This window comes from Streptomyces sp. NPDC001027 (assembly GCF_040299045.1).
Taxonomy (GTDB): domain Bacteria; phylum Actinomycetota; class Actinomycetes; order Streptomycetales; family Streptomycetaceae; genus Streptomyces.
This window is the reverse complement of record NZ_JBEPBI010000172.1, coordinates 1-16,880: the sequence shown is the minus strand read 5'-3', so window position 1 is coordinate 16,880 and position 16,880 is coordinate 1. Positions and strand designations below refer to the sequence as shown.

The 16,880-nt window shown below is 71.7% G+C and carries 14 protein-coding genes and 3 pseudogenes; 8 read left to right on the top strand and 9 right to left on the bottom strand.

Translation table 11 applies throughout. The features are described 5' to 3' along the window. Positions 1 to 163 precede the first annotated feature (163 nt). The 6 genes and pseudogenes from ABT300_RS31770 to ABT300_RS31745 form a co-directional block, all read right to left on the bottom strand. Positions 164 to 661, bottom strand: coding sequence for a flavodoxin domain-containing protein (locus tag ABT300_RS31770; protein ID WP_351682999.1), 498 nt, complete (start codon positions 659 to 661; stop codon positions 164 to 166). Between the two features lie 88 nt (positions 662 to 749). Beyond that, a pseudogene (locus tag ABT300_RS31765) lies at positions 750 to 1,286 on the bottom strand (GNAT family N-acetyltransferase); the annotation flags it as partial. A 153-nt stretch (positions 1,287 to 1,439) separates the two neighbouring features. Further along, a pseudogene (locus ABT300_RS31760) lies at positions 1,440 to 1,879 on the bottom strand (glyceraldehyde 3-phosphate dehydrogenase NAD-binding domain-containing protein). Between the two features lie 27 nt (positions 1,880 to 1,906). Then, positions 1,907 to 2,851 carry a universal stress protein gene (locus tag ABT300_RS31755; RefSeq protein WP_351682996.1) on the bottom strand — a complete coding sequence of 315 codons (945 nt, stop codon included), beginning with the start codon at positions 2,849 to 2,851 and terminating at the stop codon, positions 1,907 to 1,909. Between the two features lie 261 nt (positions 2,852 to 3,112). Beyond that, positions 3,113 to 3,337: pseudogene (locus tag ABT300_RS31750) on the bottom strand (carbamate kinase); the annotation flags it as partial. 204 nt (positions 3,338 to 3,541) lie between these two features. Further along, positions 3,542 to 3,817 carry a dsRBD fold-containing protein gene (locus ABT300_RS31745; protein WP_351682993.1) on the bottom strand — a complete coding sequence of 92 codons (276 nt, stop codon included), beginning with the start codon at positions 3,815 to 3,817 and terminating at the stop codon, positions 3,542 to 3,544. Between ABT300_RS31745 and ABT300_RS31740 the strand changes: the two genes are divergently transcribed. The 3 genes from ABT300_RS31740 (at position 3,816) to ABT300_RS31730 (ending at position 8,809) form a co-directional block, all read left to right on the top strand. Beyond that, positions 3,816 to 4,697 carry a pyridoxamine 5'-phosphate oxidase family protein gene (locus ABT300_RS31740; RefSeq protein ID WP_351682990.1) on the top strand — a complete coding sequence of 294 codons (882 nt, stop codon included), beginning with the start codon at positions 3,816 to 3,818 and terminating at the stop codon, positions 4,695 to 4,697. The two genes, ABT300_RS31745 and ABT300_RS31740, sit on opposite strands and share 2 nt — an antisense overlap. 726 nt (positions 4,698 to 5,423) lie before the next feature. Continuing rightward, positions 5,424 to 7,835 carry a glycoside hydrolase family 65 protein gene (locus ABT300_RS31735; RefSeq protein ID WP_351682988.1) on the top strand — a complete coding sequence of 804 codons (2,412 nt, stop codon included), beginning with the start codon at positions 5,424 to 5,426 and terminating at the stop codon, positions 7,833 to 7,835. Positions 7,836 to 7,930: 95 nt separating this feature from the next. Continuing rightward, positions 7,931 to 8,809: a potassium channel family protein gene (locus tag ABT300_RS31730; RefSeq protein WP_351682985.1), complete on the top strand. Its 879-nt coding sequence runs from the start codon at positions 7,931 to 7,933 to the stop codon at positions 8,807 to 8,809. Positions 8,810 to 8,972: 163 nt separating this feature from the next. Here ABT300_RS31730 and ABT300_RS31725 read toward each other — a convergent pair whose 3' ends face one another. Continuing rightward, entirely contained in the window at positions 8,973 to 9,485 is a 513-nt protein-coding gene (locus ABT300_RS31725; protein ID WP_351682983.1) for a DUF2231 domain-containing protein, read from the bottom strand. Positions 9,486 to 9,845: 360 nt separating this feature from the next. On the opposite strand from ABT300_RS31725, the gene ABT300_RS31720 reads away from it, so the two are divergent. Together ABT300_RS31720 and ABT300_RS31715 are read left to right on the top strand one after the other, a co-directional pair. Further along, entirely contained in the window at positions 9,846 to 12,686 is a 2,841-nt protein-coding gene (locus ABT300_RS31720) for an AfsR/SARP family transcriptional regulator (RefSeq protein WP_351682981.1), read from the top strand. Between the two features lie 152 nt (positions 12,687 to 12,838). Further along, a complete protein-coding gene (locus tag ABT300_RS31715) occupies positions 12,839 to 13,663 on the top strand; it encodes an IclR family transcriptional regulator (protein ID WP_351682978.1) in 825 nt (274 codons plus the stop codon). Here ABT300_RS31715 and ABT300_RS31710 read toward each other — a convergent pair. Further along, complete coding sequence (locus ABT300_RS31710; protein ID WP_351682976.1) at positions 13,645 to 14,163, bottom strand: RICIN domain-containing protein; 519 nt, start codon at positions 14,161 to 14,163, stop codon at positions 13,645 to 13,647. The genes ABT300_RS31715 and ABT300_RS31710 overlap by 19 nt on opposite strands. Before the next feature lie 245 nt (positions 14,164 to 14,408). Beyond that, positions 14,409 to 15,026, bottom strand: a complete 618-nt coding sequence (locus tag ABT300_RS31705) for an HAD family hydrolase (protein WP_351682973.1) — start codon at positions 15,024 to 15,026, stop codon at positions 14,409 to 14,411. A 317-nt stretch (positions 15,027 to 15,343) separates the two neighbouring features. Here ABT300_RS31705 and ABT300_RS31700 point away from each other — a divergent pair, with 317 nt between their 5' ends. From ABT300_RS31700 to ABT300_RS31690, 3 genes are all read left to right on the top strand, one after another. After that, a complete protein-coding gene (locus tag ABT300_RS31700; protein WP_351682970.1) occupies positions 15,344 to 15,688 on the top strand; it encodes a DoxX family protein in 345 nt (114 codons plus the stop codon). A 49-nt stretch (positions 15,689 to 15,737) separates the two neighbouring features. Continuing rightward, complete coding sequence (locus ABT300_RS31695) at positions 15,738 to 16,346, top strand: nucleosidase (protein ID WP_351682968.1); 609 nt, start codon at positions 15,738 to 15,740, stop codon at positions 16,344 to 16,346. An 83-nt stretch (positions 16,347 to 16,429) separates the two neighbouring features. Further along, a partial coding sequence (locus tag ABT300_RS31690) for an S-adenosylmethionine synthetase N-terminal domain-containing protein (protein WP_351682966.1) occupies positions 16,430 to 16,880 on the top strand: 451 nt, incomplete at its 3' end.

Here is a 16,880-nt window from a genome sequence, read left to right as displayed (position 1 = left end):
GCGTGTGTGGAGTTAAGAGGTGTCATCTTCCTAACTGCCCAAACCACCGGATCACCTTCCGCGGGGATCCGGCCCCCCATGGGCGCGGCCCCGGCGCCGGTTTCTCACCGGGCGCCGGGACCGCTTGGCGGGCCGGACCCTCCTCCTCGCTCCGCTCCTCCTGTCAGGCGTGCGTCAGCGCGTCGGCGACGCCTCCCGCCCAGGCCTGGATCGCGCCGAAGTCCCGGAAGTCGCCGCCCTTGCCGGAGCGGAGGATCATCCCGGCCACCCACCCCTTGGCGCCGTCCTCCAGGCATCCGCCGAAAGTGACGTGGTCCCGGACGTCCAGCCGGGTCATGGCCCGCTGCACGCCTCGCACCGGCGGGATGTCCCGCTCGGATGCGGAGGCGTCGAGCGGCCCGCTGCTGAAGAACCACACCGGACGCTCCGCGAGGAGGACGCGGTTGCGGCGGACGAACCGCCGTGCGTCCTTGTGCCAGCGCCCCGCGTAGAGCCCACCGCCGACCACGACGGCGTCGTAACGCGCCACGTTCGTCACCGATCGGGCAGGACGTGCCTCGACGGTCAGCCCGCTCTTTCTCAGGACGTCGGCGACGGCTTCGGCGATCTCCGCCGTGGATCCGTTCGTCGTTCCGTAGGTGACCAGCACGGTGTCGGTCATGGTGGTCCGCCTCCTTTCACAGCCGGCGCAGCCAGTCGTCGGCCACGCCGTGCACTGCCTGTGCCTGCTCCTCGGTACGCGGGCGTGCGTCGTCCAGTCGGCGGACGATGCAGCGCGCCTCCGGGCCCTCGAAGCGGCGGGAGGTGCGCAGCCCGAGGTCGGCGAAGAGCCGGAGCACCTCGTGGTTCTCGCTCAGGGCGTCGGCGGTGAAGGTGGTGATGCCCTCCGCGCGCGCCGCCGAGACCATGTGCTCGACGAGCAGGGTGCCCACGCCCCGGTGGTGCAGGCCGTCGGCGACGGCGACGGAGATCTCCGCGCCGCCCTTGTCCGCGCCGCCCCGCTCCCCGCCGGTGTCGTACTCGGCGAGGCCGATCACCCTGCCGTCCACCTCCGCCGGCAGGGCGCGGTACCCCGGGCAGGCCGGGGCGCAGGCCCGGTCGGCGGCCATGGCGGCCGAGCGCCGGCTCGCCGCGAAGAAGCGCAGGCGGAGGTTCTCCGGCGACATCCCTTCGTAGAACCCCTGGAGCTGTTCGTGGTCACCCGGCAGCACCGGCCGGATGCACACGGTGGTGCCGTCAGCGAGCAGGGCGTGCACCCTGGGTCGGTCGAGCAGGTCGTCCGTCATCGCGGGTCTCCTCCTTGGCTTTCGGCACTTCGATCATCCGGCGGAGCGGAGAAGCAGCCCATGGGCTGTACGGGGCCGCTCTGGGGCCGGTCGGCCCTCCTGTGGCCGCCGGCCGGCCCCGCTTCGGCCGTGACGACGAGCGATCGGGACGTGTCAGTCGTCCGCCGCCAACGCCGTCAGGTCCAGCAGAGGGTTGGTGTAGCCCCACTCGTTGTCGTACCAGCCGAAGACCTTGGCGAGGGCGCCGTTGGCCTGGGTCAGCGCGGGGTCGAAGGCACAGGACGAGGGGTCGCCGATGACGTCGCGGGAGACGATGGGGCCTTGGAGACGCGCAGGACGCCGTGGTCCGACCAGTGCAGGGCGGCCGGGTCACGTTCGACGGTGACGGAGCTGTCGTCGTGCTCGACGTCGCGTCCGATGCGGCCGCAGGTCGAGTCGTACTCCAGCAGGTGGGCCAAGGTGGCGGGTGGGGTGATGTCGTTGACGGCGACCACCTCGACGTCCTGGGTTCCTTCCTCGGCGCGGTCGAGGGCGGCACGCAGATGGGTGCGGCCGATACGGCCGAAGCCGTTGATGCCGACGCGTACGGTCACGGCGGTGCACTCCTTCCGACAGGGTGGTCAGGCGTGGGGGACTACGGCGACGGGGGCGCCGGAGTGGTGCAGGACGGCGTGCGTGACGTGCCCGATGTGGGCGCCGAGCGGGCTGCGGCGGATACGCCGACCCACGACGACGAGCGAGGCGCCGCGGGAGGCGTCCACGACGTGGACGGCCGCGCTGCCGTAACGGGAGTCCTCGACGACGTCCACGTCCGGGTACTTCTGCCGCCAGGGCCGCAGCACTTCCGCCAGAGCCTCGGCGTCGGCGAGCGCCAGTCCCTCGTGCAGGGCGGGGCTGACGGGTGTGCCGTACGCGTAGTACGTCGGTGGGTTCCAGCCGTGGACGACCCGCAGGGACGTCGCCCGGCGCCTGGCGGAGTCCAAGGCGAACTCGATCAGCGTCTCGTCGGGGTGCTCGACGTCGAGTCCGAGGACCACGGGCAGGAAGGGTGTCGCGGCGGAGGGGATGCCGGCCGGGTCCGGCTCGTGCTCGTCGGCGGCCCCTTCCAGCGCCCGGACCAGCACCACGGGGCGGTCCGCGTGGGCGACGGCGGACAGGCCCACGGAGCCGACCATGAAACCGCCGACTCGGCTGAGGCCACGCGAGCCCAGGACGAGCATCTCGGCGGTCTTCGCCGCCTCGGCGAGTACGTCACCGGGGGATCCGGACAGCTGCTCCACGATCACCTCGACGCCCGGGTGGCGCAGGCCGATGCCCTCGGCGGCTTCTCGGGGAATGCGCCCCCAGCCTTCGGCCGGGGGCTCCCCGCTCACGCTTCGCTCGGTCCAGTGCTGCCGGGTCGCCGCGCCCAGGAGAGGCGCCTGGGCCATCGGCTCCGGCGCCGGCTCCCACACATGGACGATCTTCAGCGGCAGCTCGCGCAGCTTCGCTTCCCGTGCCGCCCATTCCGCGGCGGCACGGCTCTCCCGTGAGCCGTCGAGACCTACGGTGATGGTGCGGAGCATGATCTCCACCTCCTGGGGCGAGGGTTCCGGTTCCAGCGTCGTCGTCGGGGGTTTCGTCGCGAAGGGGCCACTGGTCCCGGTGTGGGACCGACCGACCCGCTGTACGGCCCGGCGCGGTGGGACGGCTGACGGGCGCATCGCGGCGGCGGTGTCCTGTCCGGCATTTCCATGCTTGTCGTCGGTGATCGTCGCGGGGAGTGCCGGACAGCGCCCACGGCTGGGCCGCGCGGCCCGGGACGGAAGGCCGTGCGGCCCACTCCGTCAGCCGGCCGCGAGATCCGGGCGGATCAGAGCGCCCGAGCGGCCGTGCACGATCTTGTACGCGGCGTCCAGGGCCCCGATCGCGGCGAGCCCTCCGGTCCGCTCGACGAACCGGGCGGCCGCCTCGGCCTTGGGCCCCATCGAGCCGTCGGGGAAGCCTTTGCGGAAGTCGGCCGTGAGGTCCTCGGCGAGCAGGGCAGCCGTGAGGTCCTTGTCGACGACGGCTGGGTGGCGATGTGACGGCCGGGCAGGGCGTCGTGCAGGGTGCAGGCGAGCAGGGAGCCGTACGAGCCGAGGCGGTGATGGCGAACGGGCGGCGCACCGGTAGGCGGCCCACACTCGACGAGTGCCGGGAGACATTCGCCGCGGACCTGGGAGAGCTGCCCTCGGCCGGGCGCCTCCGCGCGGCAAGCGCCGGAACGAGCCCCGTCAGGGGCGCATCGGTCCGTACCGAGGTGAGGAGAAAAGCGATGCCGCATACGTGGGAATGGACGGTTCGTCTTGATCTGGCACGTTCGCATCCGCCGGACTGCAGCGCGCGGTCCCGTGACCGGTGAGTTCCGTGGTGCCGGTGTCCAGGATCAGATGTGTCTTCGTCCTCCCGGCGTCGTGAACGAGCGGGCGGCCCCGTGTGATCCGCCCGTGCGGGTGCCGGACGCACGTGGCACGTTGGATAGAGCACCATTCTGAGGAGGCTGACGTCATGCGAGCGCACCTCGGCGACCAACTCGTCATCGAACGCACCACGACCGGCGCCGCCAAGCGCGACGGCGAGATCGTCGGGCTCCATCACGAGGACGGAACGCCCCCTTACGACGTGCGCTGGTCGGACACGGACGAAGTGACGCTCGTGTTCCCAGGACCCGACGCGCACATCCACCATTTTGAACACGGACAGCCGGGTGGCGCTCAGGCGGACGCCGTGCCGCCCAGGACGCCCGGCCCCGGTGACATCGGCCGACGCGTAGCCGTCGAACGCCACAGGCAGCGGCTCAGCCGCGAGGAGACGGCCCACCGCGCCCGGATGTCCCCCGGATACCTGGAATACCTGGAGGAACGGCCTGCCGACCCGAGTGTGACCACCCTCATCAGGCTGGCCGACGCCCTGGGCACCACCGTCACCACGCTGCGCGGCGGAGGAATGGATCTGCCGCCCGGCCAAGGTCAGGCGCTGCGGCATCCTCAGTTGCGGGACATCGGTTCGGAGGAATGCCGCAGGTTGCTCTCCACCCACGGTGTGGGACACATCGCGGTGTCGGCGCGCGACGGCCACCCGGCAGTCGTGCCGGTCAACTACGACGTCGTGGACGACGCGATCGTCTTCCGGACCGCGCCCGAATCCACACCCGCCGCAGGCATCGGAACCGAGGTCGCCTTCGAGGTCGATCACATGGACGAGGCGCTGAGTCAGGGCTGGAGCGTCCTCGCCGTCGGTCCCGCGAGCGTCGTGACGGATCCTGACGCCGTGCGCAGGCTCACCGAACGCGCCCACACCACGCCCTGGCCGGGCGGTGCACGCGAGATGTGGGTATCGATCCGGCCCTCGCACCTCACAGGCCGCCGCATCGCTCCAGCCGATGGATGACCGGGCAGGCGCGGGCCGCTGAAGAGCGCTCCCGTCCCGACGGCTCTCGAAGGATGTTCCGATGAAACAGCCGGCGCCAACCGGGATCCGACGCGTGGGCGGGCACGGCGCTCCGCGACGTGGTGGTCGCGCCGTCCCTGCACAACGAGCAGCCCTGGCGCTTCCGTTGCCTCCGGTGCAACCGCGCTTTCGAGGCGTGTGCCGACTTCGACCGCGCCATGGCGCATTCCGACCCCGATACCCGCGGCCGTCATCTCGGTTGCGATACCGCCCTGCTGAACCTGAGGGCCGCCATCGCCCACGAGGATCGGCACCGGGAAACGACGAAGCGTCCCGTCACGGCCTGCCGCTGCGGCTCCTCCGTGCCTCGCTCTGGGAGCGTCACGAAAGAGTCCGGCCTTCGTGCAGCGCCGGTCGCCCCGCCGGAGAGGTCACTGCGCAGCACATCGTCGCCTCCTGCGCGGAACACGCCCAGCTTCACGACCCCTTCGCCGCCCGCGAGGCCGAAGCGCGGGGCTGCTCCCTGACCGCCGTAGGGGCCCGGCGCAGTCCGGTTCTGCCGGGCTCGCCTCCCGCAGAGTCCGTCCCGGGAGCCCCCGGTTCGCGGCAGTGTCGCTCACGCCTTGCTGCACCACTCCGCCTGCCCGGTCGGCGTCGTCCCTCAGCGGGTCTGAGGTTCGCCGTGGAAGCCCCGCTTCCACGAGTTCCGACTGAGGAGGGCGACGGATGACGGAGTGGACGTGGGAGTGGAACGGGTACGACCGCGGCGCCGAACGGCTGCGGGAATCGCTCTGCACACTCGGCAACGGCTACTTCGCCACCAGAGGTGCGGTGCCCGAGTGCCGGGCGGGCCTGGTGCACTACCCGGGAACCTACGCGGCCGGACTCTTCAACCGCCCGGAGTCGACCGTGGCGGGACGGCAGGTGGTGAACGAGGACCTGGTCAACCTGCCGAACTGGCTGCTCCTGCGCTTCCGTCTGCGCCTGTCCGAGGGAGAGTGGGGCCCGTGGTTCACCCCGCGTCCGCACACCCTCCTGGACCACCGGCAGACCCTCGATCCACGCTGCGCCACGCTCACCCGATTCTTCCGCCACCGGGAGGAGAGAGCGGGCGTGCTGGCTGTCGAGCAGACCCGTCTGGTGCACATGGGCGATCCTCATCTGGCCGCGCTGCGCACGGTCTTCACGGCCGAGGACTGGTCGGGAGAGGTCGAGATCGAGTCGTGCCTCGACGGCGAGGTGCTCAACGGCAACGTGCACCGTTACCGTGCCCTCAACCCCCACCAGCTGACCCAGGTGCGGACCGGGGCGCGCGAACCCCACACCGTCTGGCTGACCTGCCGGACCAGCACCTCCGACATCAGTGTGGCCATGGCAGCCCGGACGGTCGTCACCGACCGGCCTCCGAGGTCGTCGGAGCTCCGCCCGGCTCGCCGCCGTGCCGTGCACCGCATGGTGGTTCCGCTCGCTCCCGGGCAGCCCGTCACCGTGGAGAAGACCGTAGCCCTGCACACCTCACGCGACACGGCGATCAGCGATCCTCTCGGGGCGGCGGTGGGCCGGGTGTCCTCTGCGGCTGACTTCGCAGGGTTGCTGATATCCCACAGCGCGGCCTGGGAGCGATTGTGGCGGCGAGCGGAGATCCAGGTTCCCGGCAGGGCCGGCCGCGTCCTGCGCTTCCATCTCTTCCACGTCCTGCAGACGCTGTCGCCGCACACGGCGGAGCTGGACGTGGGCGTCCCCGCCCGGGGCCTGCACGGCGAGGCGTACCGGGGCCACGTGTTCTGGGACGAGCTGTTCGTCCTGCCCTACCTCAACCTGCACTTCCCGGAGGTCTCCAGGGCCCTGCTGAACTACCGGTACCGACGCCTCCCACAGGCCCTCGAAGCCGCCGCCGCGACCGGCCGGCGCGGGGCGATGTACCCCTGGCAGAGCGGCAGCGACGGCCGCGAGGAGACCCAGCAGTGGCATCTCAACCCCAGCTCTGGGCATTGGCTGCCGGATCACTCCCGGCTCCAGCACCACGTGGGCTCGGCGATCGCCTACAACGTGTGGCAGTACTGCGAGGCGACCGGCGACACCGAGTACCTGCACACCAGGGGTGCGGAGATGCTGCTGCAGATCGCCCGCTTCTGGGCGGACCTCGCCGACTTCGACCCCGCCACGGAGCGCTTCCACATCCGCGGCGTCGTCGGCCCCGACGAGTACCACGACGTCTACCCGGGAGCCGACCTGCCGGGGCTGGAGGACAACGCGTACACCAACGTCACCGCTGCCTGGGTACTCGGCCGTGCTCTGGACCTCCTGCGGCGCCTTCCCGTCTCGCGCCGGGAGGAGCTGCGCGATCGCATCCGCCTGGACGACGACGAACCGTCCAAGTGGGAGGAGGTCTCCCGACGGTTGTGGGTGCCGTTCCACCGTGGCGTCATCAGCCAGTTCGAAGGCTACGACGATCTGGCCGAGCTGGACTGGGACGCCTACCGAGCGCGCTACGGCCGCATCCGGCGGCTCGACCGGATCCTGGAAGCCGAGGGCGACACCGTCAACCGCTACAAGGCGTCCAAACAGGCCGACGCCCTCATGCTCGGCTACCTCTTCTCACCCGGCGAGCTGCGACAGCTGTTCGAGCGCCTCGGCTACGACCTGGACGACGACATCTGGTGCGCGACCGTCGACTACTACCTGCGCCGCACCAGCCACGGCTCCACGCTCAGCGGCCTCGTCCACGGCCTGGTCCTCGCCAGGGCCAGACGGGCCGAGGCGTGGCACTACGTGCAGGAGGCCCTGGAGGCCGACATCGCCGACATCCAGGGCGGCACGACCGGTGAGGGCATCCATCTCGGGGCGATGGCCGGGACCCTCGACCTGGTCCAGCGCGGGCTGACGGGACTGGAGACACGCGAGGATGCCCTGTGGCTGGACCCTGTGCCTCTTCCCGCACTCTCCGAGTACGGTTTCTCGCTGCGCTACCGCGGCCACTGGGGGGTGCGCGTACGGCGTCTGAGCGGGCAGCTGCAGATCGGCGTGCCCGACTCGGAGGAGTCGGCGATCCGTGTGATGCTGGCGGACCGGGCCGTGACCGTGGCGCCGGGGGAGACCTGCACGCTCGTTCTGAAGGCGGATGGTCCGAGCGAATGAGCGTGGCGTACCCGCATCCGCGCTCTCACGCGCCTCCCACGGCCTAGGCTCCAGGCGGGTCTCCGTTTCATGCCGAAGGGCCGTGGGAGACGCGGATGAAGTGGTTGGTCTCGCTGGTCGGAGCCGGTCTCGTCATGGTCACCCTGCGCGATCTGTTCCACACGCTCTGGCATCCCACGCGCCATGGCGGCCTCAGCCGCCTCGTGATGACAGCACTGTGGCGCCTCGCCCGGCGTTTCCGCGCGCCCGGCCGCGTGGTGGGGCTCGTCGGGCCGCTCGCCATGGTCACCGTCGTGAGCATGTGGGCCGTCACCGTCGTCCTGGGCTGGGCGATCGTCTACTGGCCCCACATGCCCGGGGCGTTCGCCTTCTCCCCCGGTTCTCGGGCAGCGCGGGAGCCGGCGCTGCTCGACTCCCTGTACCTGTCGCTCGTCACCGTGGCCACCCTGGGGCTGGGCGACATCGCACCCGCCGAGGGATGGCTCCGTCTGATCTCACCGCTCGAGGCCCTCATCGGTTTCGCCCTCCTGACGACCACCGTCTCCTGGGTGCTGGAGATCTATCCGGCGCTGACCCGCAGAAGGGTCCTCGCCGTCCGACTGGCTCTGCTGCGCGACGCCGGTCCGACGACCGAGCAGATCGACTGCACCGCGGGGGCGCTGCTGCTGGAGAGATTGGCCACCGAAGTCACACGCGTCCGCATCGACTTCACCCAGTACGCCGAGGCGTACTACTTCCACGACGGGGAGGATCACTCGTCGCTGGCGGCCATGGTCGGTTATGCCGCGGTGCTCGCCCAGCACGGGCAGGCGGCGGGACGACCCGAGGTGCGGCTGACGGGCACCCTGCTCGCAGGCGCGTTGAAGGACCTCGCCGCCATCCTCGACCAGCGTTTCCTCCACACGGGCGGCCCGCCGACGGAAGTGTTCGACGCATACGCCGCCGACCATGGCCGCGACGGCGCTCAGCAGTGAACGAGCCGGTGTGGCCCGCTGTGAAGCGGGGGTCGGGTACGGAGCCTCTGCCGCAGACCGACCCGGTGATCGCAGCGCCCTGTCCGGCCTCGGCCGTGTCGTCACGGACTTGTGCGATGCGCCCCGGAGCGGGGCGCGATCGTCGAGGTGAGCCAGCGGCGGGTCAGTCGCCGTCCCCGTCACCACCCGACGCCGTCCGGGAGAAGCCGTCGTGCCACGCGGCCTTCGCACCCGAGTCACCGATGCGGTAGACGTCCACGACGGCTCCCGCGGACACGACGAGCGACAGCACAGCGATCGCGACACGCAACGGTGCGGCGGACCGGCGAGTGCCGCGCGAGGCCCCGGACGCGACGGCGCGGCGGGCCGCCCACCAGACGACAACCGTCAGAACGAACAGGCCGCCGGCCCAGGGAAGCAGCCCGTCGCCCAGCTCGGCGTGCCGACGCACCAGCGCGTTACTGGGGACGTGTTCCTCCAGCCACTCCCCCGCCTCCGTGGCGAGCGGCACGCTCACCAGCGTGACCAGGGCGAACAGCGGCAGCACGATACCCATGCGCTGTGCCGCCCGTGGCCGGATCGCGCAGACCACGAGTGCCAGCGCGGTCAGGGGAACGAGCACGACGACGAAATGCACGAGCAATATGTGCGCGGGCAGGCCGTTGACCAGGCTCATGGGAAGGCTCCTCCAGCAGGTTGGCAGACCGTCTGTTGATCAGGCGCGTCACCCTGGCACAGGAAGTTCTCAACTTCCTCTGAGGTCCAGCACGCTCGGCGCCGGCGGTCGGTGACGGCGATGCGCAGCCTCGTCCCCCGCGCTGCGCATCAACGACGGTCCGGCGTGATGCGCTGCGGGAGTCGGCGCCGCGCCGTCAGACCCCTCACCGCCATCGAGTGCCACGCGGTCCCACGACAGGTTGTCCCGGGTCGTCGCCCCGGGGACGATGAGCCCGGGAACTCGCGTCCCGGCAGACGGTGTTCGCCCCGCCGAGGTGTACGGCGCCTGCAGGGACGCCGGAGGCGTGCGGAGGGCGATGTGGTGCAGTTGCGGCTGCTCGGACCGGTGGAACTCGTGGTGCGGGGGAACCTGGTGGAACTGGGACCGCCGCAGCGCCGTACCGTGCTGGCGGCGCTGGCGGTCGACGCGGGCAGGCCGGTCCAGGTCGACGTGCTGGCGGAGCGGGTCTGGGGAGCGGACCGGCCGGACGGCGCGCGACGCGCGCTGTACGCCCACGTCGCCCGGATCCGGCGCACATGCGAAGCGACTGGTGACGGCGCGGGTGAGGCGTTACGGATCGTGCGGCGCTCCGGCGGCTACCAGCTGGAAGCCGGCCCCGACCAGGTGGACCTGCACCGGTTCCGGCGGCTGACGGAACTCGCCCGGCAACGCGGGCAGGACCTCGGCGTACGGGCGTCGCTTCTGACCGACGCACTGGCGCTGTGGCGCGGCGAACCGCTGGCCGGACTGGAAGGGCAGTGGATCGCACGGGTGCGGGAGACATGGCGGCGGGAGCGGGTGGACGCCGCCGTCAGATGGGCGCAGGGCGAGTTGCGCGGCGGTGATCCGGACGCGGTCGTCGCGCCGCTCACCTCACTGCTCGAGGAACACCCTCTGGCGGAACCGCTGGCCGAGGCGCTGATGCGGGCCCTGCACGCCACGGGGGACAGCGCCGGAGCCCTGAAGTGCTTCGCCGCGATCGGGGAGCGGCTGGCCGAGGAACTCGGCACGGACCCCGGACAGCGCCTGAGGGAGGCCCACCAGGCCGTTCTGCGCGGGTTGCCGGCCGATGCGGCCGCCGTGACGAACCTCGACGTGGGGCCGGTCCGGATCCGTTCTGCCGTCGGTGTGATCCCCGCCCAACTGCCCATGGGCGTCGGCGGATTCACCGGCCGAGGCGAGGAACTCGCCCGGCTGCGGGACATCCTCGCCGTGGCCGGGCGGCAACCCACGGCCGTCGTGATCTCGGCCGTGTCGGGCACTGCGGGGGTGGGCAAGACCGCGCTGGCCGTGCACTGGGCCCGCCAGATGAGCGACGTCTTTCCCGACGGGCAGCTCTATGTGAACCTGCGGGGATTCGACGACGGCGGGGCGGTGACCCCCGCGCAGGCCCTCAGGGGCTTCCTCGACGCCCTCGGGGTGTCTCCGCAGAACATCCCGCGGGGCGTGGACGCACAGGCGGCGCTGTACCGCAGCCTGCTGGCCGGCCGCCGGGTCCTCATCCTGCTGGACAACGCCCGCGACGCCGGACAGGTACGCCCGCTGCTGCCCGGCGCGCCCGGCTGCCTGGCGCTGGTCACCAGCCGCAACCGGCTGACCGGGCTGGCGGTGGCCGAGGGGGCCAGCCTGCTGCCCCTCGACCTGCTCGACCCGGCAGAGGCGCGGGAACTGCTCGCGGTCCGGCTCGGCTCCGTCCGGGTGGCCGCCGAACCCGCGGCGGTCGACGAGATCGTCGTCCAGTGCGCGGGGCTTCCGCTCGCGCTCGCCGTGGTGGCCGCCCGCGCCGCGACCGAGCCGCGTCGGCCGCTCGCCGAACTCGCCGAAGAGCTGCGCACGGCCGACCGCCGTCTGGACCCACTGGACGGTGACGACCCGTCCGGCGGGGTGCGGGCCGTGTTCTCCTGGTCCTACCGGATGCTGAGCCCGAACGCCGCGCGGCTCTTTCGGATGTTGAGCCTTCACCCGGGGCCCGACGCCGCCCCGCCGGCCGTCGCGGCGCTGGCCGGTGTCACCGAGGAACGCGCCCGAGCCCTGCTGGCCGAGCTCACCGACGCGCACCTGCTCACCGAGCACCGACCGGGCCGCCACACCTTCCACGACCTGTTGCGAGCGTACGCCGCCGAGTGCACCGCGGCCGAGGACGACGACGCCGCCCGGCACACGGCGACCCTGCGGATGCTGGACCACTACCTGCACACCGCCTGGGCGGCGGACGCCCTGCTGACCCGGCGCCGTGACCCCCTGACCCTGGCGCCGCCGCTGCCGGGCGCCCAGCCCGGCCGGCCGGCCGACCACCGAGCGGCACTGGCATGGTTCACCGCTGAGCAACTCGTCCTGCTGTCCGCGGTCGAGCGGACGCCGGCCGGCTTCGACGCCCACACCTGGCAACTCGCCGCGACCCTCACCACCTTCCTCGAACGGCGCGGCGACTGGCAGGAGTTGGCGTCCGCCCACACCACCGCCCTGAGGGCGGCCCGCCTCGCGGACGACACGGCGGGCCGCGCCAACGCCCACCGCGGCCTCGGACTCGCCTGGGCCAGACTGGAGCGCACCGACCGGGCCGAGCACCACTACCTGCTCGCGCTCGGCCTCTTCGCCGAACTGGGCAACGAGGCGGGACAGGCCCGCATGCACCAGAACCTCGCGGCCGTCGCCTCGGCCGACGGCCGCTACCCGGAAGCACTCGACCACGCGCACCACACGCTCGAGCACTACCGTTGCGCGCACGACCGGGGCGGTCAGGCCATCGCGCTGAACCACATCGGCTGGTACCACACCAAGCTCGGAGACCATCGGCGGGCGCTCGCGTACTGCGAGCAGGCACTCGGTCTCGTCCAGGAGATCGGAGACCTCAGCGGCCAGGCCCACACCCTGGACAGCCTCGGTTACATCCACCGACACCTCGGGCGCCACGCGCGATCCGTCGCGTGTTACGGGCAGGCCCTCGAGCTGTTCCGCAAGACGGAGGACCGGCGCAGCGAGGCCATCGGTCACGCGTACCTGGGCGACACCCACGAGGACGCCGGTGACCTCGCGGCCGCGCGTCAGGCGTGGGCGCGTGCGGTGGAGATCTTCGACGACCTGGGCCTGCCCGACGCCGAGCCCCTGCGCGCCAGGCTGGCCCGCGGTCAGGACGGGGCGAAGCCCGGCCCCTCGTGAGGACAGGGGACCGGGCTTCGAACGGGCCGCCCGGGGTCGCAGCCCCGGTCGGGAGGGCGACAACCTATCGACAAGCTCTCGGCCCACACTCCGGACGCAGGCTGTGGGGCGGGGGCCGACCGGAGCCCCGGTGCCACGAGGAGGGGACACGAGTGGACGCGAGACAGCTGTGCGGGCCGTTGGTGTCGGATGTCGGCGGACGGAGCGTGCTGGAAGGCGCCTTCGCACTGCTGGAGGCGGTGGAGCGCGCCGGGGAGGCCGGACTGACCAGGCTGGCCTCGGAGAGCGGAATTCCCAAGACGACCGCGTACCGGTTGCTGGAGCAGTTGGTCGGCCTGGGCGCCGTGGAGCGGCGCGGTACGTGTTATCGAATGGGATCGCGGATCTTCCGGTTGGGACGCCAGTGGCAACCGCATCCCCGGCTCCGGTCCGCGGCGGCCGAGCCGGTACGCCGACTGGCGCGGGCCACCGGTGCGACCGCGGGGATCGCCGTGCTGCGCCGCGGTCAGACTCTCGTCGTGGACTGCACGCCGGCTGACGAGGGGGACGCGTGGGCGCCGCTGCTCGGCAGCGCGACCTGGCCCTGGCACACCGCGGCAGGCAAGGTGTTGACGGCCCGGACGCCGTCTGCGATCCCGCAGGACTCCCTCCCGGCCGCCTGGCCGCGGCAGGCGGCGGTGATCCGGGACCGCGGCGTGGCGTTCGACCGCGAGGAACTGGTGGACGGGGTGTGCTGCGCCGCGGTCCCCCTGTACGACCGGGGCCAGGTCCCGGTGGCTGCCCTGTTCGTCGTGACCGACCCCGCACACTGCCTCGAACGGCTCGCCGAGACCGCCCGGGACGTCGGCGGCGCCATCAGCAGGGCCCTGCGCAGCCCGCGACCGGACGGGCACGCCCCCGTCGCGCAGCACCGGTGGCACCGTGCGACGGGGTCTGACGCGAGCGTGGGGCTGCCGGTTCAGAAGAACCAGCGCTGAGCGATGTTTCCGTTGCACGACCAGACCATCACGGCGGCGCCCTTCTGGTCGTGCACCGTGTCGAGACACAGGCCGGAGTAGATGTTGACGATCTCACCGGTCGAGCGAAGCTCCCAGCTCTGCGCCTGGTTGTACGCGTAACAGCCCACCTGGGTCACCCGCGTCCCGGCGCCGCCACCGGCGAACAGGCACTTGCCCGCGCTCTTCGAGCGGATCGTCCACTGGCCCGGGACCGGGCCCTGGCCCCGGTCGGCGGCCACGAGGATGAACTTCTGCTCCGAGACGCCCGTGCAGTTCCACAGCTGCGCGCGGGCGCCCTCGGCGGCGTCCTCCGACTTGATGTCCAGACAGTACCGATGGGCCTCCGCGTTCTGCAGCTGCTCGTAGGTTCGGGTGTTCAGGGCGGACGCCGATGTCGCGGTGGCCCAGAGCACGGCCAGCGCCATGCAGACGACCACGACGAGAGTGCGCGGGCCTGTGCTCCGGCGGGAGTTCTTCATCGCTGATTCCTTGCGGTGTGAGGGATGCCGACAGGCCGATGGTGGTCCCGGGGCACCGCGGTGTCGCGTTCCGGTCCGGTCAGCGAACCGGACCCGCCCGACTCCGCCGAAGCCTTGCCTCGCGGCAGGGGCTCGGCCCGGCCCCGGCCCATCACGGGAGCACCCGTCGACAAGCCTGCGGAGGCGAAGAAAGGGAGAACCCCGCGGGCGGTCAGACCCTGCCGACGATCAGGCCCTGTCGGCGGTCAGACCTTGCTTGCGGTCAGACCCTGCAGCGCGGGGATCACGGCACGCAGGTCCTCTCCCTCGACGGAGGTGGTCGCGAGTGCGCTCACCTCCGACGGGGCGTTGAAGGCGATGGCGAGGCCCACCGAGCCGAAGAGCGGGCCGTCGGTCGGGCAGGCGCCCACGGCCGCGCAGTCGTGCGGCGCGACCCCGAGATCGTCGGCACGGCTCCGGGCGAACTCGACCTGGTCCGCGGGCGTGTACGGACAGCCGGCCTGGCCCGTGAACCTGCCGTTTCTCGCGTCCAGGCAGCGCCCCGAATAGGAGTGGAAACCGAACCGCTCGGCGAGGTGCGCGCCGATCGGGGTCCAGGTGAGGCTGGAGACGACCGGCACCAGGCCGTTGCTCCAGCACCACTGCGTGGTCTCCTCGATTCCGGGGATCATCGGCAGTCCCGCGAGCTGGGTGTGCAGTGCGTTCTCCGGGATCGCCGCCCAGCGCGCGGCGTCGGTCGCATAGGTTTCATGCACGCTCGAGGCCCCGCTCAGTCCGAGGCGTTCCTCGACGAGGCGGGACAGGCTGCTTCCCCTGACCAGGATGCAGTCCACTGAGAAAAACACGGCGGCTACGGCAGACATGAGTCTCCTTGGAGTATGCCACCGTGAGCGGACTCACAGCAGGCACATCCGCGATCATTCCTTCCCGTCTCAACGCGGGCCCACGATCCGGTGCTGACTTCATCCTCGGTTGCCCGGATATCGCCGTCGTATTCGACGAGTGGGCGGAGCCGGCCGTCATCCCGAGCACCCGAACCACCGTGCCGACGGCTCGTGCGCCCGCGGACTGTCGACTGCGGATTCCAGCACTAGGGATCTCCTGGACCGATCGCGGCAAACATGGGGACGGCCGTCACCGCACGGTCCCTCGCCGCCTCGTCCACCGGAGACCCCTGTCCATGAACCACACATCTCTCACCGTCGTCGTGTCGCTGGTGCTCCTGGTCTCGGCGCTCGGCAAGCTGCGACGACAGGAGTCCATCGTGGCCGCGATGCAGGCGGTGGGCGTGCCCCGCTCTTGGCTGCCCCGGCTGGCCTCGGTGGAGATCGCCGGGGCCTCGGGACTGCTCGCCGGGCTGGCCTACCCTCCCCTGGGGATCGCCGCCGGCGCAGGGGTGTTCCTGTACTTCTGCGGGGCCGTGGTCTTCCATCTCCGGGCGAACGACCGCAAGGGGCTCGTCGCGCCGAGCGTGCTCGCCGTGATGGCGCTGCTGGCCACGCTGCTGACCGTCCGGAACGCCTGACGTCGGCCCGTCTCTCGACCGGCGCCCGCCCCTCCCGAACAGGAATCCCGTGCTGCTCCCCGCCCTGCCCGAAGCCGCCTTCACGGCTCGTCTCCGAGGCCGCATACGTCCTGACCTTCCGTTGATCGTGACGGCGGCCGAGGCGGAGGCGGCGCACTTCGACGACAGCCTTCCCGTGCTGATCACCGGAATGGGGAAGGTGCGGGCTTCCGTGGAGCTCGCGTGGGCGCTGTCGTCCGCACGTCCGCGGGAGATCGTCAACCTCGGCACGGCCGGGTCGCTGAGCGGCTCGCTGAGCGGCGCCGTCGAGGTGTCCCGGGTCATCCAGCACGACCTGCGGGACGAGGTTCTCCACCGGCTCAGCGGGGTCTGCTACGGCCGTCCGCTGACCGTACGGGCCGAGCCCGGGCCGACACTGGCCACCGGTGACTGCTTCGTCGCCGACGGCCGCACCCGCACGCTGCTGGCCGAGCGGGCCGACCTGGTCGACATGGAGGGCTATGCGATCGCCTCCGTGGCCGAGCGGTTCGGGCTGCCGGTGCGGATCGTCAAGTACGTCAGCGACCAGGCCGACGAGTCCGCCGAGCGGGCCTGGCCCGAGGCGGCTGCGGCGGCCTCCGGCGTGCTGGCCGACTGGATGCGCCGGCACCTGGTCTGATCCGCAGGCAGCAGGCGCCGGAACCCGAACCGTCCGTTCTGTGCGGTGTCCCGTCGGGGGTGCCGCGGTACCCCAGGAGAATCATGCCTCGTCGCCTGTTCACTTCGGAGTCTGTGACCGAGGGTCACCCCGACAAGATCGCTGACCAGATCAGCGACACCGTCCTCGATGCCCTGCTGCGTGAGGACCCGGCCTCCCGGGTCGCCGTCGAGACCCTGATCACGACCGGTCTGGTGCACGTGGCCGGCGAGGTCACCACCAAGGCCTACGCGCCGATCCCCCAGCTGGTCCGCGACAAGATCCTCGAGATCGGCTACGACTCCTCCAAGAAGGGCTTCGACGGTGCCTCCTGCGGCGTCTCGGTGTCCATCGGCGCGCAGTCCGCGGACATCGCGCAGGGCGTCGACACCGCGTACGAGTCCCGGGTCGAGGGCGACGAGGACGAGCTGGACCGTCAGGGCGCGGGTGACCAGGGCCTGATGTTCGGCTACGCCTCCGACGAGACGCCGACGCTGATGCCGTTGCCGATCTTCC